This window comes from Xenorhabdus entomophaga, from assembly GCF_037996725.1.
Taxonomy (GTDB): domain Bacteria; phylum Pseudomonadota; class Gammaproteobacteria; order Enterobacterales; family Enterobacteriaceae; genus Xenorhabdus; species Xenorhabdus khoisanae.
The window spans coordinates 1-21,107 of record NZ_JBBMXH010000045.1 but is presented as its reverse complement, the minus strand read 5'-3'; the positions used below and the strand labels follow the sequence as shown (position 1 = coordinate 21,107).

14 protein-coding genes and 1 pseudogene are annotated in these 21,107 nt (G+C 46.7%); 4 read left to right on the top strand and 11 right to left on the bottom strand.

Annotation, left to right across the window (positions count from 1 at the left end; genetic code table 11):
- Positions 1-12: 12 nt before the first annotated feature.
- From hemW to AAC854_RS10960, 5 genes are all read right to left on the bottom strand, one after another.
- The gene (hemW, locus tag AAC854_RS10980; protein ID WP_340617135.1) at positions 13-1,143 is read right to left on the bottom strand and encodes a radical SAM family heme chaperone HemW; all 1,131 of its coding nucleotides are present in this window, start codon (positions 1,141-1,143) and stop codon (positions 13-15) included.
- The gene (locus AAC854_RS10975) at positions 1,136-1,729 is read right to left on the bottom strand and encodes an XTP/dITP diphosphatase (RefSeq protein WP_340617147.1); all 594 of its coding nucleotides are present in this window, start codon (positions 1,727-1,729) and stop codon (positions 1,136-1,138) included. The genes hemW and AAC854_RS10975 overlap by 8 nt, the downstream gene beginning before the upstream one ends.
- 65 nt (positions 1,730-1,794) lie before the next feature.
- The gene (locus tag AAC854_RS10970; protein WP_047962295.1) at positions 1,795-2,358 is read right to left on the bottom strand and encodes a YggT family protein; all 564 of its coding nucleotides are present in this window, start codon (positions 2,356-2,358) and stop codon (positions 1,795-1,797) included.
- 33 nt (positions 2,359-2,391) lie between these two features.
- Positions 2,392-3,213, bottom strand: a complete 822-nt coding sequence (proC, locus tag AAC854_RS10965; protein ID WP_340617134.1) for a pyrroline-5-carboxylate reductase — start codon at positions 3,211-3,213, stop codon at positions 2,392-2,394.
- Between the two features lie 85 nt (positions 3,214-3,298).
- Entirely contained in the window at positions 3,299-3,994 is a 696-nt protein-coding gene (locus tag AAC854_RS10960; RefSeq protein ID WP_340617133.1) for a YggS family pyridoxal phosphate-dependent enzyme, read from the bottom strand.
- Positions 3,995-4,016: 22 nt separating this feature from the next.
- On the opposite strand from AAC854_RS10960, the gene AAC854_RS10955 reads away from it, so the two are divergent.
- Positions 4,017-5,030 carry a type IV pilus twitching motility protein PilT gene (locus AAC854_RS10955; RefSeq protein WP_340617132.1) on the top strand — a complete coding sequence of 338 codons (1,014 nt, stop codon included), beginning with the start codon at positions 4,017-4,019 and terminating at the stop codon, positions 5,028-5,030.
- Between the two features lie 88 nt (positions 5,031-5,118).
- On the opposite strand, the gene ruvX is transcribed toward AAC854_RS10955, so the two are convergent.
- From ruvX to rsmE, 4 genes are all read right to left on the bottom strand, one after another.
- Positions 5,119-5,541 (bottom strand): Holliday junction resolvase RuvX, encoded by a 423-nt coding sequence (gene ruvX / locus AAC854_RS10950; RefSeq protein ID WP_099115042.1) that lies wholly within the window; start codon positions 5,539-5,541, stop codon positions 5,119-5,121.
- Positions 5,541-6,104: a YqgE/AlgH family protein gene (locus AAC854_RS10945; protein WP_047962290.1), complete on the bottom strand. Its 564-nt coding sequence runs from the start codon at positions 6,102-6,104 to the stop codon at positions 5,541-5,543. Before AAC854_RS10945 ends, ruvX begins: the two co-directional genes overlap by 1 nt.
- Before the next feature lie 109 nt (positions 6,105-6,213).
- Positions 6,214-7,173, bottom strand: coding sequence for a glutathione synthase (gshB, locus tag AAC854_RS10940; protein WP_340617131.1), 960 nt, complete (start codon positions 7,171-7,173; stop codon positions 6,214-6,216).
- Positions 7,174-7,182: 9 nt separating this feature from the next.
- Positions 7,183-7,914 carry a 16S rRNA (uracil(1498)-N(3))-methyltransferase gene (rsmE, locus tag AAC854_RS10935; RefSeq protein WP_340617130.1) on the bottom strand — a complete coding sequence of 244 codons (732 nt, stop codon included), beginning with the start codon at positions 7,912-7,914 and terminating at the stop codon, positions 7,183-7,185.
- A gap of 399 nt (positions 7,915-8,313) precedes the next feature.
- Here rsmE and AAC854_RS10930 point away from each other — a divergent pair, with 399 nt between their 5' ends.
- The 3 genes from AAC854_RS10930 to AAC854_RS10920 all read left to right on the top strand — a co-directional run bounded on the left by AAC854_RS10930 (position 8,314) and on the right by AAC854_RS10920 (position 18,894).
- Positions 8,314-8,763 carry a prepilin peptidase gene (locus AAC854_RS10930; protein WP_340617129.1) on the top strand — a complete coding sequence of 150 codons (450 nt, stop codon included), beginning with the start codon at positions 8,314-8,316 and terminating at the stop codon, positions 8,761-8,763.
- A 1,616-nt stretch (positions 8,764-10,379) separates the two neighbouring features.
- Positions 10,380-17,996 (top strand): amino acid adenylation domain-containing protein, encoded by a 7,617-nt coding sequence (locus AAC854_RS10925; RefSeq protein ID WP_340617128.1) that lies wholly within the window; start codon positions 10,380-10,382, stop codon positions 17,994-17,996.
- Positions 17,986-18,894: a condensation domain-containing protein gene (locus tag AAC854_RS10920; RefSeq protein WP_340617127.1), complete on the top strand. Its 909-nt coding sequence runs from the start codon at positions 17,986-17,988 to the stop codon at positions 18,892-18,894. Before AAC854_RS10925 ends, AAC854_RS10920 begins: the two co-directional genes overlap by 11 nt.
- A gap of 70 nt (positions 18,895-18,964) precedes the next feature.
- Here the strand turns inward: AAC854_RS10920 and AAC854_RS10915 are convergent, their stop codons facing one another.
- Complete coding sequence (locus AAC854_RS10915) at positions 18,965-19,495, bottom strand: DUF6531 domain-containing protein (protein ID WP_340617146.1); 531 nt, start codon at positions 19,493-19,495, stop codon at positions 18,965-18,967.
- 92 nt (positions 19,496-19,587) lie between these two features.
- Positions 19,588-20,472, bottom strand: a pseudogene (locus AAC854_RS10910) (IS982 family transposase).
- Between the last annotated feature and the right edge of the window lie 635 nt (positions 20,473-21,107).

Here is a 21,107-nt window from a genome sequence, read left to right as displayed (position 1 = left end):
AGCAGTTTATTGTCAGAGAAATAACTCTAATAAGGAATTCAGGAATAACTTCCCGTTTTTCGTAATTTGCCAGTGAGTATCGCTTTCAGTGATGTAACCCTTAGCCAGTGCTTCATCAATTTGTGGGCGAATTGCGCTTTCAGGTAACCCGGTAAAATCACTGAAATCCTGGCGTGGCATGGATTCCAGTAAGCGAAAACGGTTCATAAAAAATTCAAATGGACGATCTTCATTATCCACCTGATTTTGCTGATCCAAATAACGTCCCTGCATATATCCGCGTGGATGCTTGGTTTTCACTGTGCGGAGAATGCGGCCATCTTCAAACGAGATTTTGCCGTGCGCACCACAGCCAATGCCCAAATAATCACCAAAACGCCAGTAATTGAGGTTATGTTGGCATTGATAACCCGATTTGGCATACGCCGAAGTTTCATATTGCTGGTAACCCGCTTCCGTCAGTAATTGATGGCCTTGGGAAAAAATATCCCATAATGCGTCATCATCCGGTAAAACAGGGGGACGGGAGGCGAAACTGGTATTGGGTTCAATGGTTAATTGATACCAAGACAAATGCGGCGGAGATAGCTCAATGGCCTGACGCAAATCATTCAGTGCTTCGTTGAGAGTCTGGTTGGGTAACCCATGCATCAAATCCAGATTGAAACTGCGTAAGCCAAGCTTGTCAGCCAGCCTTGCCGCCCGTTTTGCCTCTTCCGGGCCGTGAATGCGACCTAAACGGATCAGCTTATCTGAACCGAAGCTTTGTACCCCGATAGAAATCCGATTAATGCCAGCCTGCTGATAGGCACTGAAACGATCTGCTTCGACTGTTCCGGGGTTGGCTTCCATCGTAATTTCTGCGTGTGGGGAGAGTGTGAGGGAAGATCTCACTCCATCCAGCAATCGCTGCATACCCTCAGCACTTAGCAGGCTCGGTGTTCCTCCACCAATGAAAATCGTTGATACCTCGCGATCACCAATCATTGGCAGATCTGAACGCAGATCCGCCAGTAGGTGATCAACATACTCCTGATGCGGTACATCTCCCTTTAAAGCATGTGAATTGAAATCACAATAAGGACACTTTTGTACACACCAGGGAATATGAATATAAAGACTAAGAGGTGGCAACTTAAGCATTACGCATGGCTTCCAACAACATTTTTAACGCTTTTCCACGGTGTGAAACGGCCTGCTTTTGCTCGCGGCTCAATTGGGCAGCGGTACAGCTAAATTCTGGTGCATAAAACACAGGGTCATACCCAAAACCGCCTTCTCCGGCCGGTTCATGGGTAATAATGCCTGACCAGCGGCCGTGAAACACCAGAGGGGTAGGATCTTCGGCATGGCGTAAATAGACCAGCACACAGTTGAACTGGGCCTGACGTTGTTCGTCAGGAACACCACGCATGGCTTCTAACAGTTTTTCCAGATTCTCTTGATCGGAGGCATCACTGCCTGCATAGCGGGCGGAGTAAATGCCGGGCGCACCACCCAGTGCATCAACGGACAGCCCCGAATCATCCGCAATGGCTGGTAAGCCAGAGACGGCTGCTGCATGACGGGCTTTGATGATTGCGTTTTCAATAAAAGTAAGGCCCGTTTCTTCGGCAGAGTCAACGCCTAACTCGGTTTGAGCCACGATATCTAAACCAAAGTCGGCCAATAAATCAGCCATTTCACGGACTTTGCCGGCATTTCCCGTAGCGAGAACAACTTTTTGCATTGCCATTTATTTAATTAACCTGCGTATTTAATTAACTTATGTATTCAATTAACTGATGTATCTCATTAACTTGCGAGCATTGTAGCCAGCCAGCCCATTACGTCATAACGTAGAGCGTTCAGTGCGTAGAGGATGAGGATTACAATCATGGCTGAGAAATCAAGACCCCCCATAGAAGGGATGATACGACGGATAGGTGTCATTAATGGTTCGGTCAATTGAATCAGAACATAGTCAACAGGATTACGGCCTTGGCTGATCCAGCTCAATAACGCACGGGCGATCACCAACCAGAATACGAGTTTTCCGGCAGCGGTCAGCAATTCAATGATCCCAACAGGAAGTAACAGGCTAACAGGAATTAAAAATTGACCTGTAGATAACCAAACCGGTAATTCTATTTTGACCAGAACAAGCAGATAAGCGAACAGAACTGACGCTGTGTCAATGGGGCCGACGGCAGGGATTATTCTGCGTAATGGACGTATCACAGGTTGGGTTATTTTAACGATAAATTGTGAGAATGGATTATAAAAATCACAACGTACCCACTGCATCCAGACTCGTAGCAGTAAAACGGCAATATATAAATCCAGAACTGTGAAAAAGATGAAGTTTAAGAATTGCATGTAGCAGCCCTGATTAAATTTAAACTAATTGAATTAAAATAATTTTTCCATTTCCTGCGCTCGGTGGATTGCTCCTTGCATAGCCCGAGACACAATTTCAGGCAGATTGCCTTCATAAAAAATGCGTAATGCTTCTGCCGTCGTACCGCCTTTAGATGTTACCTGCTCGCGCAGGATAGCAAAAGGGAGATCTTTTTGCGTTTCAGCAAGTTTAGCTGAACCCATGGCGACTTGCAGGACAAGTTCTCTGGCAGTTTCGCTATCGAATCCCAGACGTTCTGCTTCTTGTTGCATGGATTCCATAAACAGGAAGAAGTAGGCAGGGGCACTGCCTGCAACGGCGATAATATCGTTAATCCCGTTTTCATTATCTACCCAGCAGACTGTACCGACACTGCTCATCAGCGATGCTGCAAATTCGCGATCGGTCTGAGAAACGTTATCAGGTGCAAATAGCCCACTGACTCCTTGCCCGATAAGAGAAGGGGTATTTGGCATTATACGGATAATATTTAGATTATCCTGCAACAGGGTGTAAAAACGAGCAGTTGGAATACCAGCAGCAATAGAAAGGATCAGTTTTCGGCTGAAATCGACTTGCGACCGTAGCGCATGACAAACTTCTGCCATCAACTGGGGTTTAACCGCTAACACAATGACATCGGCTTCCTGTGCGTAACGGATATTATCACTTTGGCTATTAATGCCATATTCTTTTGCCAACACATCACGACGGGTTGTGTTTGGAGAACAGGCCGTGATGAGTTCGGCAGGATAACCTTTTTTGACCAACCCGGCGATAATGGCATGAGCCATATTTCCTGCGCCAATAAAGGTGATTTTACGACTTTTCATTAAATAATTTTCCATGAAACAACCTCGCATATTGATCAGTTAATCTGAGGTATCGAGTTAGGTATTTTTCTCAGTAAGGCTTAAGTTAATACTTGTACTGGCGGGCCCCGAATATTGCTGTTCCAATCCGAACAAGTGTAGAACCACAGGTAATGGCGGCTTCCATATCATCTGTCATGCCCATTGATAGTGTATCGACTTGTGGATACTGCGTTTTCATTTTAATAAATGCTTGCTCCATTTGGCGAAAAACGGTGATTTGGCGTTCAAAGTCGCTTTCTGGTGCAGGGATCGCCATGAGTCCGCGTAATACAAGATTAGGCAACACATTGATGATTGCGGCCAATTCCATTAATTCTTTTAGCAAAATACCTGATTTACTGTCTTCACCACTGATATTAACTTGAATCAGTACATTGAGCGGGGCCAGATTTTCAGGGCGTTGTTCACTTAAACGCTGGGCGATTTTCAATCTGTCAATGGTATGACACCAGTCAAAATTTTCTGCAACCAGACGACTCTTATTGGACTGTAATGGGCCAATAAAGTGCCACACTAAATCGCTATGGTTGGAAAAGTGTTGAATCTTCTCGACGCCTTCCTGGACGTAATTTTCGCCGAATTCCCTTTGACCATTAGTGATGGCTTCTGCGATAGCATCCGCAGGTTTGGTTTTACTGACTGCAAGTAAAGTAATTTCTTCTGGAGAACGTCCGCATTTTTGAGCAACAAGAGTCATGCGGTTCCTGACATCGTGAAGATTTTGTTCGATATTGTTCATAATTGACTCAGGAGATTAAAAAATGAATATGGAAAAATTGGTGGCCCTTAGTGTAAAGCATAATGCTTCTGATCTGCATCTTTGTATCGGGCAAGTTCCGGTTTTGCGCGTTAATGGTGTGCTATACCCACAGCTGCAATTGGAAGAAATTAAACCCAATGCCCTTGTGACATGGAGCGAGGAAATCTTATCGGAAATTCAGAAGCAGCAGTTACAAAAGCACGGTCATGTTGATTTTGTCGTGGAAATGCCAAATAAACAGCGGCTCAGAGGGAATCTGTTTTATCAACAATCTCACCTGTCATTGGTATTACGGTTAATTACGGATAAATGCCCGACTCTGGAACAGCTGTATGCCCCTGATATTATCCAACGCCTTATCTTGCAGGAGACAAGTGGTTTGATATTAGTGACAGGGGCGACGGGAAGCGGTAAATCTACAACGCTGTCAGCGATGATTAATGCGCTAAATGGCCATGGCAATAAACATATCATCACGCTGGAAGACCCGATAGAGTTCGTTCATCAAAGCCGGAATTGCCTTATACAGCAAAGGCAGGTTGGTAAAGATGTACCGGATTATCAAACAGCACTGAAAGGTGCATTACGGCAAGATCCTGATGTGATCTTGCTGGGAGAGTTACGTGATAAAGAGACGATTCGGCTGGCTCTGACAGCGGCTGAAACGGGGCACTTGGTTTTATCAACGCTACATACCCGTGGTGCGATTCAAGCGATAGATCGTCTGGTTGATGTTTTTTCTACAGAAGAGAAAGGCTGGGTGTGTAGCCAATTAGCCGGCAGTTTAAAAGCGGTTATATCCCAACAACTGATTCCTGCCAGAGATGGAGGGAGAGTGGCTATTCATGAAGTTTTGGTCGTCAATCAAGCCGTCAGCCATTTGGTTAGGGAAGGTAAGAATCATCAAATAGCGACATTAATGCAGACAGGCGCTGCTTACGGTATGCAAACTTACGAGCAAAGCCGACAACAGCGCAAATCGTTAGGATTGCTGGCAGATGAGGGGGGCTGGTAATTGTGAGGCAGTTATAGCCATTTCTTATAGATAAGTATGGCTACTACGAATATTGCTGTTATCAAAATTGACACTAAAAATGTGGCTATTACGAATATTGTTGCTCAAACCAGCTTTCCAAAATGATAACAGCAGAAGCTGCATCAACCTTACCTTTATTCAGCGCCTTGTAGCCTCCGTGATCAAACAGATGAGAACGGGCTTCCACAGTGGTCAATCGTTCATCATGCAGTTCAACCTGAACACCAAAACGCCCGTGCAGGCGATTGGCAAACTTACGGGCTTGTGCGGTGACAGGTTGTTCTGTGCCATCCATATTGAGTGGCAAGCCAACAATAACCAGATCTGGCTGCCACTCTTTGAGCAATTTCCCGATAAGCTCCCAATTTGGTGAGCCTTCGTTGGCTTTGAAAGCAGATAGTGCTCTGGCTGTACCCGTGACTTCTTGCCCAATGGCTGCACCAATACTGCGAGTACCAAAATCGAAGGCGATGATAGTGCGGTTTTTCATCAGGCATGTCCTGCTTGTGATGCGAGATTATAAATATTTATCCCTAACAGAGACGCTGCGTCACGCCAGCGATCAGCAATAGGGGTATTAAAAATGATAGAAAGTTCTGCACTGACAGTCAGCCAGCTATTTTCCATAATTTCTTTTTCTAACTGGCCTGTTTCCCAACTTGAATATCCGAGAGTCATCAACACATTTTTCGGTTGACGGGGAGTTCCCAGTGCTTCCAGCACATCTTTGGAGGTTGTGACCATGGTTTCATCAGAGATCTGGATACTGGAGCTGAAACCTGATTGTGGTGTATGCAGAATAAAGCCGTGCTCTTCAGATAAAGGCCCGCCAGCCATTACTGGTCTATTGAGATCGATAGTAATGTCTCTGTCTTCGGGGGCGATATCCAACTTCTGTAAGATATTCTGGATAGAAACTTGGGCTATCGGTTTATTGATAATTAATCCCATTGCCCCGTTTTGATCATGTTCGCAGATATAAACTACAGAGCGGTTGAAATAAGGATCAGAGAGCGAAGGCATGGCAATAAGAAAATGGTGCTGTAGATTCATGTGTTTTCTGATAATTATTTTGGCAATGTAAGAGTGATTTGGCCCACCAGTATGTGGGCACTTATTATAAATGGCAAATGTTGCCAGGAAACGAAAGTTGTTCTGGCTATTATGCTATCTGTTTTCCCAATCGTTTTTCGATAGCATTCATCAGCATGCCAGTAATCGAGATGTCAGGGAATGCCGCTTCTATTTCACGAACGCAAGTCGGGCTGGTGACATTAATCTCAGTTAAACGATCGCCAATGATATCTAGCCCAACAAAGATTAACCCTTTCTCTTTTAAGACTGGAGCAACTGCACGGGCGATTGCCCAGTCACTTTCTGACAATGGGCGGGCTTCTCCACGTCCACCTGCTGCAAGGTTGCCACGAGTCTCTCCCTGAGCCGGAATACGAGCCAGACAATAAGGTACAGGTTCGCCATCAACAACCAATACGCGTTTATCACCATCTTTGATGGCAGGCAGGAAGTTTTGGGCCATACAATAACGGCTGCCATGTTCAGTCAGGGTTTCAATAATTACCCCGACGTTGGCATCATCTTGCTTCAGGCGAAAAATTGAAGCGCCTCCCATACCATCTAACGGTTTAAAAATGACATCACCATGTTTTTGGTGGAATTCGCGTAAATTTTTTGCATTGCGGGTTACCAGTGTATCGGGTGTCAACTCTGGGAACCAGGCGGTAAATAGCTTTTCATTGCAGTCGCGCAGGCTCTGAGGTTTATTAACAATCAGGCTGCCTTTAGCTTCAGCTCTTTCAAGAATATAGGTAGCATAAATGTACTCAGTATCAAAAGGTGGATCCTTGCGCATCAGAATGACTTGCAGAGTATCGAGGGCTATCTCTTGTTCACTACCAAACTGGTACCACTGCTGTGGATTTTCTTCTACTGTGAGCAAACGGGTGCGGGCACGGGCTTCTCCTTGATACAGATAGAGATCGTTCATTTCCATATAATGGATTTCCCAGCCACGTTTTTGTGCTTCCAACAGCATGGCAAAACTAGTGTCTTTCTTGATTTTGATGGATGAAATTGGATCCATCACTATACCGAGCTTGATCATTTCTTCTCCTTAACCCAGATCACCAAAACGTACTTGCAGTGCGGTAATTGCGGTGAGTGCCGTAGTTTCTGTCCTCAGGACGCGAGGCCCTAACAGGATATCAGTAAATTGATATTTTGCTGTCATTTCAATTTCTTCAGCGGTCAAGCCTCCTTCAGGCCCAATTAATAGGCGTATTTTTTCCACAGGCAGCGGGAGGGTATTGATGCTTTGGTTAGCACGGGGATGCAGATTTAATTTTAGGCTGTCATCATTTTCCTTGCACCATGCTTCAAGTAACATGACCGGACGGATCTCAGGAATACGATTACGCCCACACTGTTCACAAGCAGAAATGACAATTTTTTTCCATTGTTGTAATTTTTTCTCCAGCCTTTCCGCATCCAGTTTTACACCACAACGTTCAGAAAGTAATGGTGTGATAGTGCTGACACCGAGTTCCACGGATTTTTGGATGGTAAATTCCATTTTCTCACCGCGGGACATGACTTGCCCCAAATGCAGGTTCAGGGGGGATTCATGATCTGATAACTGGCTATTAAGGATACGCACCTGAACTGTTTTTTTACTGGCTTCAGTGATTTCTGCATCAAAAACTTGATTGCTGCCATCAAAGAGTTGTAATGCCTGCCCGTTACTCATTCTGAGTACGCGACCAACGTGATTGGCTGCATCATCGCTCAGATAGGTTTTAGCCCCTGCTGAGAGCGGTTCAGGGTGATAGATGCGGGGAATTCGCATATTTCTTCTTTCCTTCTTTTTCCGGATGTCTCCGGCATGGCGCAAACAGCCACATGACAAAATTGATTCACAGCCATAATAAATGAGCGCTGTTTGCATGATCAAGCTATCTCTTATTTTAGGGAATACAAGATACCTCCTTGCGAGCTGGCTCGCATATTTATTTTGTAATTACTGTTTTAAATAAATATCTGTTGCCAATGACGGGAGTAAAAAATTAGTATTCCTCCTGTCCTGATTGATATTGGGAAATACGGAAAGAATACAGTAACAAGGATGTTATTTACAAAGGCGTGTTTTATAAGGTAGCTTTTCATAAAGAAATTTTTATAAAGGCATGGTATTTACGGGCGTAAAAGGTAATTTGTTATTTTAACTAACTTAGATTGTATAATAATAATGTTCTTCTGTAGCACTTTACTATTATTATCAGTTATTGATATTAAAACGTATAGTTTGCCGGATGTTATTACACTTCCTTTATTATGGATTGGGCTTTTATTTAATATTGATGCTCATCTGGTTCCAATAGAGAGTGCAATATACGGCGCCATATCAGGGTATCTGTTTTTATGGTTTTTGTATTGGTTGTGTCGATACACCTTCAAGAAAGAGGGGATAGGCTATGGAGATCTTAAATTAACCGCAGCCATTGGCGCATGGTTGGGTGTGGAAATGATACCAATACTGATGCTGATGGCTTCATTATCTGGCCTGTTGGGATTTATGCTGTTGAGATTGAAAAGGAAGTCTTATCCTGAATTTATCGCATTTGGGCCTTATTTATGTTTATCCGCAATAGTGCTGGTGGGGTTTTCACTGAGTGATATTGATATTACATCTGTCTAATATATTCTTAATTTTTCCAGTTAACAGAGTGGCTAACCAAGCAACAATTTGCAAATGAAGGATGGGGGAGTTTATCATAGCAGGGCTTTAATATTTCTTTTAAAAAGTTCATTCTCTTAACTACGTTGATAGAGGAGATGAGATCTATTATGACATTAAAGATAACGGCTTTATTGGAAAATCAGGTTTTTTCACCTTATTAATAGCAAAACAGTGATTGTTAGACTGTTGTGTAATTGAGTAAATATTCAGGATAGACAATTTTTGATATTGGGAGATGTGTAATTATCGACAGTTATAATTTCTTTGAGTTGCATTTCATCATCGGCTTGTATTGGTGATGATTGTAAATTGAGGGAAATAAAAAGTGGCGGAGAGAAAGGACTTGCGCCTATAGTACACATTCTGCCCATGTTGGACGTTAGAAGCATCCAGATGGTTTAGGCTGCTTATTCTGCCCATGCTGGATGTTAAAAGCATCCAGATGGTTAGGCAGCTCATCCTGTATACGGCTAGACGTTGGAAGCATCTAGCTGGTTTAGGCCGCTTATCCTGTATGCGCTAGACGTTGGAAGCATCTAGTTGGCTTTAGGCTGCTTACCCTGCATGTTCTGGATGTTTGAAGCATCTAGTTAGCTGAGGCTGCTCGCCTGTCTCTCCGCCGACTCCAACAATAAAAAAAGCGGGATTTTTATTCAAGTTGATTTATTGCGTTATGGATTATTGATCACAACTTAAGTCTGTTAATTATTTAAAATCATCAAAAGGCACTAATTATCACATCAATTAAGGTGGGGTTTTGTTTATTATAAAGGTTTTTTTCTTTGTTTGATTTTTTATTTAATTGATTTTTGTATGCAGGGTAATATAAAGTGAAAAGTGGATATTAACACAGGTGTTAATATTTGTTTAAACTGTTTTGTTATTTATTTTTCAGGGCCTTTTTGAAATGAAGGTTGAAATATTTTTTGTTAATCTAAGAATGAAATATTCTGGTGGTGTTTTGTTTTTCTGAGTGTGTTGTTTGAAAGAAACATTTTTGCAGTATTTTTGCACTTTAGGTGACATTCAGGGGATGTCACTATGTTGGGGAAATATAATGCCCAATAATTACAGTTGCTTTGGGTTTTATTCCGTTATCGGCTTCTTTGCTTCGCTGACCATTTAGATATGCTGTCTTTATCAATGCTACTTTTTTTCACCTATATATTATTGGTTTTATATATTTTAATACCCTAGAGTGTAAACTAATTAAATAATTTGATTTATTATAATTAATGTCATTCTAAACCTGCATCTTGAAATAGGGAAAATAAATATGAGGATAGTAAATGGAGTTAACAAAAATAGGACATCCCATTCCAATCCATCTGGTTAATTATTTAACTAATTATTAACAACATTATTACTCCATAACGTTAACTTTATCACTATTTATCGGGTTGCTGTATTTAAAACCTGATAAAAAACACTGCCTAAATATCTTGAACAATGTTTTATACATTAGTTGTATTTCTCTCCAATCAAATGAATGCAAAGTAAGAAAAATATTTTTAACAATTCTAAAAATTGATCATTTTCAAACAACTAACAGATTCGTTGAGGTGAGGTAATAAATGAAAGATAACATTGCTACAGCGGGAAATATCCTTAATGGTGAAGTGCTTTCTGGGATAAATACTCTTCAATCAATTACACCCAGTGAGCTATTTTGGTATCAGCGTCTTGCCGCTTTGCAACCAATTCAGTTACCTTTCGACATTCCCCATAAGATTGCAGAACCCCGTTGGGCAATAAGCCGCTGGCAATCCCCGTTTCCCAAAAATGGTCAAGAGGAGCCATGGCGAATATTGTTGCAGGCATTTGTTATCTATCTTGCGCGTCTGACTCAGCAGTCTACATTCCAAATCGGCTGGTTTGTAGCATCCAACGATAACCGGGCAAATCTGGCATCAGTGGTGCCCATGGACATTGAAGTGGCATTGGATAAGCCGTGGCATGGGGTAGCTGGCGCGATTGATGATGAGCTTGTCCGACTGGCGCAACACCAGACATTTAGTTATGGCCTCCTTTCCCATTTCCCTTCATTGCATGCCATCCCTGAATTAAGCACCCGCCATCCGTGGCCTATAGCTGTTTCGGTGATACAGGATGGCAGACAGTATGATCAGAAAGCATCTGGTGAATTACTGACATTCCAAATAAATGAACAAGGCGGTTTCCGCTGGATCTATGATGAAAATCGTCTGGGTGCGGAAGTGATTGCGCGAATGGATGAACATTTACAGATGTTACTGTTATCAAAAGGGAGAGGTAATGACATCCCCATCAGGCAGCTTAATTTGTTGCCGGAGGCGGAACGGACATTGTTACTGGAAATCTGGAACCCGACTGAAATCCTTTATCCTGAAGCCTTGTGTATTCATCAGTTGTTTGAGCAGCAGGCACAAAAGACCCCACAGGCGGCAGCGCTGGAGTATCAGGGGCAAACACTGAGTTATACCGAATTAAATGCCCGCGCTAACCGGTTGGCCCATCAATTGATTGAGCAGGGCATTGAACCGGAGCAACGGGTCGCCATTTGCGTGGCACGCTCACCGGCGATGGTAGTGTCATTGCTGGCGGTGCTGAAAGCAGGTGGTACCTATGTGCCACTGGATATCACTTATCCGGCAGAGCGTCTGGCCTATATCCTCAACGACAGTGTCCCATCCGTAATATTGGCGGATGACACAGGACAGTCCATATTGGGTGACGAGATAGTGGCTGAATTGACCGTTCTTGACCCGATGATGCAGCCGGATCAGCCGGACAGTAACCCACATGTTTCGACGTTAACGCCACAACATCTGGCCTATGTGATTTACACCTCTGGCTCTACCGGTCAGCCAAAAGGGGTAATGGTGGAACATCAGGCAATTTACCAGCGTACTCTGGGGGTGAATGAACTTTATGGCGTGACGGCGCAGGATCGGGTGTTGCAGTTTGCGGCGTTTGCCTTTGATGTCTCCGTTGAGGAGTGTTTCTCATCATTATGTCATGGCGCCACGCTGGTCATTCGCGATGATAGCTGGCTGGAGTCAATGACAGAATTTATAGCCTTAGCCCGGGAAAACCGCATTACGGTAATGTTCCTGCCCACGTTATTCTGGTCTGAACTGGCGGGCAGAGATAAAGGATTAACACTGCCTGACGCGCTCCGGCTGATTATTATTGGCAGTGAGGCCGTCCAGAAAAAAGCCCTTCAGGACTGGTTTGCACAGGAAGGTTACCGCCCCCGGTTATTAAACGCCTATGGCCCGACAGAAAATACTGTTACGGCAACCTGTCAGGAAGTCTTCTCCTCAGACGATGATCGTTCCATCGGCCGGCCACTCAAAAATACCCGCATTTACTTGCTAAACAGCAACGGACAGCCTGTGCCGCTAGGTTGCGCAGGGGAAATTTATATTGGTGGTGTGGGAGTCGCGCGGGGTTATCTGAACCAGCCAATTTTAAGTGAAGAACGTTTTATTCCCGACCCCTTTAGCCCGCTATCTGACGCCCGGATGTATCGCACGGGGGATGTGGCCCGTTACCTGCCGGACGGTAGTCTGGAGTTTCTGGGGCGTAATGACCAGCAGGTGAAAATTCGCGGTTTCCGTGTTGAGTTGGGAGAAATTGAAACCTGCTTGCTGGAACATCCGGCAGTGAATCAGGCCGCCGTGTTGGCACTGGATGACGGGCAAAGTAAGCGACTGGTGGCTTATATCGTGGCGGAAACTGTGGTGGCGGAAGAGAATCAAGAGTGGGTAAACAGGTTGTTTACCCATCTGAGTACTCTTTTGCCGGATTATATGGTGCCGGCGGCTTTTGTGCGTCTGGACAGCTTCCCGCAGACGCCGAACGGCAAACTGGATCGCCGGGCATTACCGGTACCAGACGAAGAAGCGTTTGTCCGGCAGGCTTATGAAGTCCCGCAAGGGAGAGAAGAAACGATACTGGCGGTAGTCTGGGGTGAGTTGTTGGGCATTAAGCAAATTAGCCGCCATGACAGTTTCTTTGCATTGGGTGGTCACTCCCTGCTCGCGATGCGCATGATTGAGCGCCTGCGTCATCAGGGATTGATGCTGGCGGCAAGTGATCTGTTCCGGTCGCCCGTGTTATCCGATCTGGTGAAAACGTTGGGGCAGCACCGGGCTATTGAAGTCCCGCCAAATGTAATTACCCCCGCGACACAGCAACTGACACCAGCGATGTTGCCGTTGGCGGATTTAACGCAGGCGGATATTGGCCACATTGTTGAACAAGTATCGGGTGGGGTGGAGAATATTCAGGATATCTACGCCTTATCGCCATTGCAGGACGGTATTTTGTTCCACCACTTGCTGGCACGGGAAGGCGATCCGTATCTGTTGACCAGCCAGATGGCTTTTGCTGATAGGAGCTTATTGGATCGTTATCTGGCGGCGATGCAACGGATAGTTGAGCGGCACGATATTTTACGCACCGCGTTTATCTGGCAGGGTGTATCCGTGCCGGTACAGGTCGTCTGTCGTCAGGCTTCCTTGTCAGTGACAGAGCTGGTGCTGAACCCCGCTGATGGCCCGGTCATTGATCAGTTAATCCAGCGTTTTGATCCGCGCTATTATCGTCTTGATCTGAGTCAGCCACCGCTATTGCATTTTGTGATTGCTCAGGAAACGGATGGCAGTTGGTACCTGCTGCAACTATTGCATCATCTGATTGGTGATCACACCACACTGGACGTGATACACCGTGAAGTGCAGGCATATCTGGCAGGGCAAGAAGAGCATCTGTCTGTGCCTGTGCCATTCCGCAATCTGGTGGCACAGGCCCGGTTGGGCGTGAGTCAGGAAGTCCATACCCGTTTCTTTACCGAGCTGTTAGCGGAGGTGGAAGAGCCGACACTGCCGTTTGGTTTGACGGAGGTGCATCATGATGGCTCGCAGGTGACGGAATTCCACCAGATGCTGGCATCTGAGTTGAATGACCGCCTGCGCAGTCAGGCACGGCGTTTTGGCGTCAGTCTGGCCGCCTTGTGTCATCTGGCTTGGGCACAGGTATTGTCGCGCACCAGCGGACAGGAAAGAGTGGTGTTCGGCACCGTGCTGTTTGGGCGTATGGCCGCGGGAGAAGGGGCTGACAGCGGGGTGGGGCTGTTTATCAATACCTTGCCGTTGCGGCTGGATATGGATGACACTCCAGTACGGGACAGTGTGCAGGCTACCCATAGCCGGCTGGCGGGATTACTGGCCCATGAACACGCTTCACTGGCGCTGGCCCAGCAGTGTAGTGGTGTTGACCGTGGCACTCCTCTCTTTAGTGCCCTGTTGAACTATCGGCATAATGCCGTATCGTCCATGTCAGAGGAACTGATAAGCGGGATTGAGTTTGTTAGCGAACAGGAGCGGACCAACTACCCCTTTGTGCTGTCAGTGGATGATTTTGGTGAGGCGCTGGGATTGACGGTTCAGGTTGCTCAACCAGTTGAACCGGAGCGTGTATACGGCTATATGCAGCAGGCACTGGAAAGTCTGGTTAATGCGCTGGAACACACCCCGGATATGCCGGTTCGGGTATTGGATATTCTGCCGGAAGCAGAGCGTACCTTATTGTTAACCACTTGGAACACAACGGAAACGCCTTATCCTGAGTCGTTGTGTATTCACCAGTTGTTTGAACAGCAAGTGGAGAAAACCCCGCAGGCGACAGCCCTGATAGCGGGAGATAAAACCCTGAGCTACAGGGAGCTGAATGCACAGGCTAATCAGCTCGCCCGTCAGCTAATCGGACAAGGCGTCTGCCCCGGCGATCATATTGTGCTGCTGTTCGAACGTTCCATAGTGTTGGTGGTGGCTCAACTGGCTGTGCTTAAAGCCGGTGCAGTTTACGTCCCCCTTGATCCCAGTGTGCCGGATGAGCGGAAAAACTGGCTGATCAATGACTGTTCCGCCAAATTGTTACTCACCGATACACAGACAGATATTCCGGCTGATCTGGTTGTCCCCCTGTTTCGTCTTTCCGATGAGAACAAGATAGCTGGCGAGCAAGCCAGTGAGCAAGCCAGTGAGAAAACCAATATTAACCTTGACTTACCGCGTGCCGGCACGGAATTAGCCTATATCATGTACACCTCTGGCTCTACCGGAACACCGAAAGGCGTTCTGGTGCCGCACCGTGCCGTGGTTCGGCTGGTCATCAATAATGGTTATGCAGCCATCGAACCGGATGATCGGGTAGCCTTTACCGCTAACCCGGCTTTTGATGCCAGTACCTTTGAAGTCTGGGCACCGTTGCTTAACGGGGGCGCGCTGGTGGTGATTGATCACGCTATGCTATTGACGCCGGTGGAGTTAGTCCGGGCTTTACAAAGCCACCATATCACGGTGCTGTGGCTGACAATCGGGCTGTTTAACCGACTGGCTATAGACTTGTCCCCGGTGCTGCCGCAGATAAAAACACTGATTTTTGGCGGAGATATCCCCGATTTACCGATTATTGATCAGGTTCTGAAACATCGTCCGCCGCAACAACTTTTGCAGGCCTATGGCCCGACAGAAGGCACCACCTTTACGACGATATACCCTATTGAATTGTTGGCACAAGGCATGATCCGGCTTCCCATTGGCCGGCCAATTGCCAATACCCGGGTTTATCTGCTGGATAGCCACGGTCAGCCCGTGCCGTTGGGGGCGACTGGTGAGATTTATGTCGGGGGAGACGGGGTGGCCTGTGGTTACCTGAACCGCCCTGAGTTAACAGCCGAACGTTTCCTTACTGATCCGTTTAGTGATATCCCGGATGCACGCCTGTACCGCACCGGGGATTTAGCCCGTTACCTGCCGGACGGTAATCTGGAATTTCTGGGCCGTAATGACCAGCAGGTGAAAATTCGTGGATTCCGTATTGAACCGGGGGAAATTGAAATCCGGCTGGCAAAACACCCGGCGGTACGTGAGGCAACGGTACTGGTGCTGGGTGATGGGGAGGATAAACGGCTGGTGGCCTATGTTGTGGCAGATGTGGATGAGGAATTGGTCAACAGCCTGCGTACCCACCTGAGTGAGGTTTTACCGGATTATATGGTGCCGGCCGCTTTTGTGCGTCTGGACGAATTTCCACTGACGCCGAACGGTAAGTTAGATCGCCGGGCGTTGCCGGCACCGGACAGTGAGGCGCTTGCCCGTCAGATCTATGCGGCCCCGCAGGGGGAAACTGAAATGGCACTGGCGGCGATTTGGAGTGCATTACTGGGCATTGAGCCGATCAGCCGCCATGATAGCTTTTTTGCGCTGGGTGGGCATTCATTGCTCGCGGTGCGCATGATTGAGCGCCTGCGTCAGCAGGGGCTGACACTGGCGGCGCGGGATTTGTTCCGGTCGCCGGTGTTGTCCGATCTGGCGCAAACATTGGGGCAACATCAGACGCTGGAAATCCCGCCGAATGTGATTACCCCCGAAACGCAACAACTGACCCCGGAAATGTTGCCGTTGGCGGATTTAACGCAGGCGGATATTGACCACATTGTCAGACAAGTACCGGGTGGGGTGGCGAATATTCAGGATATTTATGCCTTATCGCCATTGCAGGACGGTATTTTGTTCCACCACTTACTGGCACACGAAGGGGATCCGTATCTGTTGACTGAGCAGATGGCGTTTGCTGACCGATCTTTACTGGATCGTTATCTGGCGGCGATGCAACGGATAGTCGAGCGGCACGATATTTTACGCACCGCGTTTATCTGGCAGGGCGTATCCATGCCGGTACAGGTCGTCTGGCGCCAGGCTTCTTTGTCAGTGACGGAACTGACACTGGATCCGGCAGATGGGCCAGTTAGCCGCCAGTTAGCGGAACGTTTTAACGTCAGTCATTATCGTCTTGACCTGAGTGACGCGCCATTGTTGCGTTTTGTGGTGACGCAGGAAGCGGATGGACGTTGGATTGTTCTGCAATTACTGCATCACCTGATTGGCGACCATGAAACGGTGGAAGTGATGCACCGTGAAGTGCAGGCCTACCTGACGGGACAAGGGAAAAAATTAGCTGTACCTGTGCCGTACCGCAATCTGGTGGCACAGGCCCGGTTGGGCGTGAGTCAGGAAGATCACACCCATTTCTTTACCGAAATGTTAGGGGAGGTGGAAGAACCGACACTGCCGTTTGGTTTGACGGAGGTGCATCGCGATGGCTCACAGATGACAGAATCTCACCGGATGCTGGCACCTGAATTGAATGACCGACTGCGCAGTCAGGCACGGCGTTTTGGCGTCAGTCTGGCGGCCTTGTGTCACCTTGCCTGGGCACAGGTGCTGTCGCGCACCAGCGGACAGGAAAAAGTGGTGTTCGGCACCGTGTTGTTTGGTCGCATGGCCGCAGGAGAAGGGGCAGACAGTGGGATGGGATTGTTTATCAATACCTTGCCGTTGCGGCTGGATATGGATGACACTCCGGTACGGGACAGCGTACAGGCCGCCCATCGCCGGCTGGCAGGATTATTAACCCATGAACACGCTTCACTGGCGCTGGCCCAGCAGTGTAGCGGCGTTGAACGCGGTATTCCCCTCTTTAGTGCCCTGTTGAGCTATCGGCATAATGATCAATCGAATCAGTTGGATGAAACGCTGGAGGGGGTTGAATTATTAGACGGACAGGAACGAACCAACTACCCCTTTGTGCTGTCAGTGGAAGATTTTGGAGAGGCGCTGGGATTGACGGCTCAGGTCGTTCAGCCGTTTGAGCCGGTGCGGATATGCGGCTATATGCAGCAGGCACTGGAAAGTCTGGCGGATGCGCTGGAGCAGGCCCCGGAAACACCAGTACGGCAGTTGGAGATCCTGCCGGAAGCAGAATGCACGTTGTTGCTAAGAACCTGGAATGCAACGGAAGCCGCCTACCCTGCGGCGTTGTGTATTCACCAGTTGTTTGAACAGCAAGTGGAGAAAACGCCGCAGGCCCCCGCACTGGTCTATGAAAACCAGATGCTCAGTTATGCTGAATTAAATGTCCGAGCTAACCAACTGGCTCATCAGTTAATTGCACTGGGCGTAGAGCCGGAGCAACGAGTCGCCATTTGCGTGTCACGGTCACCGGCAATGGTGATCGGGTTGCTGGCCGTCTTAAAAACGGGTGGCGCCTATGTGCCGTTAGATCCGGCTTATCCGGGAGAACGTCTGGCATACAATCTGAGGGATGCTGCGCCGGTTATTGTGGTGGCAGATGATAGATGAACTGAACATACTCTATACGGCTTTTCTGGCCGGACAACCTGATCCTTTACCCGCGCTGGCTATTCAGTACCCGGATTATGCCGCCTGGCAGCGTCAGTGGTTTTCCGCTGAACGTATGCAGGTGCAATCTGACTATTGGCGTATGACGCTGGCTGACGCACCGGCTTTACTGGATTTGCCTACAGATCGGCCACGCCCGTCTGAGCAGTCGTTTGTCGGGCAGGTTTTACCCATCAATTTGGATGCGGAATTAATGGCCGCGCTGAAACGCCTGAGTGCGCAGCACAGCGTCACGTTATTTATGACACTATTGTCTGCCTGGACGGTGGTCTTATCGCGTTTATCCGGTCAGGAAGATGTCATTATCGGAACCCCTAGTTCAGGGCGTAGCCGTCAGGAAGTGGAGCCTTTAATTGGCTTCTTCGTGAATACACTTGCGTTGCGCACAAGAGCCTCGGGTGAACTGACAGTGGCAGAACTGCTGGCACAAGTCCGGCAAACCACGTTAGGGGCACAGGCGCATCAGGATTTGCCGTTTGAACAGGTGGTGGAAATTGTGCAGCCGTCACGTCGGCTGAACCATACACCGTTGTTCCAGGTGATGTTTGCTTGGCAGGATTATGAAGACCCTGACTGGACACTACCGGGGCTGACAGTGTCATCGGTTATTCATGATTTAAATATTATCAACTGTGATCTCGAAATAGAGTTTTTTGAGGAGAATGACATGATTGTCGGGGAGATAAATTATGCCCCTGCCCTGTTTGACCAACCGACCATAGAACGACATGTTGACTGTCTGCTCACTGTGCTACAAGCCATGGTGGCTAACCCTCAGCAGCGGATTGGAGAAATTGATATTCTGACACCGGCAGATTTACTCACCTCACATCGGTAGTCATATAATGATAAACGCCAGTGCCAACGTGCTGGCGTAATTTCGTACCAATTTATCGTAATAACCGCCGTCATCCCTTGTTGTTCGATATAATTTCTGAATGCCTGACTAATTTACGGATAGATCCGATGGCATGATTGAAATGGTAGATAAGCTGGGACTGGCGATCGGTCAGTTTCAATTCACCGGTTAGTTCGCCGGTCAGCAGATAATGAGGAATATGCTGGTTACGGGCGAGCACCGTGTTATCCGGTGTGTTGAAATCGTAGATCACACCATCAGCATCGGTGAAATTCAACTTACCTTCGGACAATTCCAACTGACGTGACCAGTCATCAGCCCATTTAGGGCCAAACAGGCCGTTTAATTTGGCGGTAGAGCGATAGGTACGGGTCAGGGTTATCGGCAATAATCCGGGGATAGCAATGACAGGCCAGACTTGCAGGAAGTCACCCGTTGCCATATCAACAGGGTCACCTTCTGTTTTGGCTTTATTGCTATTTTGCCCTTCTTTGTTGCTTGACTGGTTGTCAACGGTATCCGTCTCCGTTTTCTTGGGAGTTTCAGGCGCATCGTGGGTTTCTTGAGATTTGCCTTTGATTTTTGCTCCTTTTTTGGCAGCAGCCTTGCCAAGTCCAAGAAAACCTGTCGCTAAAGAAGCCCCTTCGTATATTAAATTAACCCGAATTCTGCTTAAGCCATCATTGGAACAGCTTCTTCTGAGTAGAAAACTTTCAGTGATGGTTTCTTCAATTTAAGGCAGTAAGCAATCAGTCCACCTAAAACGGTCAACATAAATCCTCTTAGACTTCGGTGACGCGAATGCTCTATCTGAGAAATCAATTTTAATTGCCCATTAATCGTTTCAATAATAAAACGCTTTTTTAACATTATCTTATCCCACTCAGCTTGCATGCACGCTTTCATGTTGCGCCGTTTTTTCGTGATGAAAGTGACATCGGTTTTGGCTAAATCGTCCGCCAATTCCTGGCTGAGATAACCTTTGTCACCGTAAAGAGAACCTATTAATTCTTTTGATAATTAACGAACAGGTTCCCGATCATCCACATTTCCCGCAGTCACTTTAAGCGCTAGAATTTCCCCCTGATGATTGACAACCAAGTGTAATTTGAAACCGTAAAACCAACCCATTGAATTTTTTCCGCGCTTTGCTATCCCCGCAAAGACCTTATGTCGAGGGATGCGAATGTTATGGCAGACACTCAAACTGGTGGAATCAATAAAAGCAATGCCTGTGGGTTTCCCTTTTAATTTAGACAGATAGCTGCATAGTGGCACCAAAACGGAAGGGGTAACACTGATAAAACGGGTATAACTGAGTAAAGTGGGGAAGTCGCGGTGGTGGTATTGCCAAATATGTTCCAAATAAAAATTTTTAAAATCACGGTAATGCGACAGATGAAAAAGGATCAAAATGGTCATGATTTCATTGGGATACATATGACCTTGTCGGCGGCGTAAACGATGCCCACTCTCAAGACAAAATTGTTCCCATTGAGGAATGAAAAAACGGCAAAAATCATCGACATCACAGAAAATTTCAACTAACTTGTCCATAGCCTGTTCCCCCTCGGAGCTGTTTTCGGTGTGCACCAAAACTTAGCTTCTGGAACAGGCTTCTCGTCAATTTCTTATCCAGAATTCGGGTTATATTACATAGAAATTTCATTGGCGCCTTCCTTATATCGCTCAAGAGCGTGTTTCAATAATTCATCTTGATTAACATTTTGTTTAAAAACATCGTGCAGTTTATTTTCAAGTGCCATAAAAGTGGTGTTACGTTTTGCATTGGGTAAATAGGCATCTTCATGATGTATTATTTCATCAAATCTCCCTCTTGAAGCGATTATCTTAGACGTTACGAATTTAACCTGACAGGCACTAAATCAACGTGGGCGACTGTCAGATTAAGTCTGAATGACTACATCTTAGTCTGTTTGCTGTTACTTGATTCAATAATGCCCATTAACTTTTTATATTCAGGTCTAACCTCGCCATAAACAATATCGCCATTAGGATATGTCATAAATGGCCTGTCATTGTTCTTTCTATCAGTCCAAACTGAAAGCATTTGTTTCATATAAGTTAGTCAGATAAATTATTTGCACGACTGTTATAATAGATAACACGATAATCTGACTTTCCGCCTGTTCTAATGAAATCGAAGATAACCCTTTCTGAGCCTGAACGAA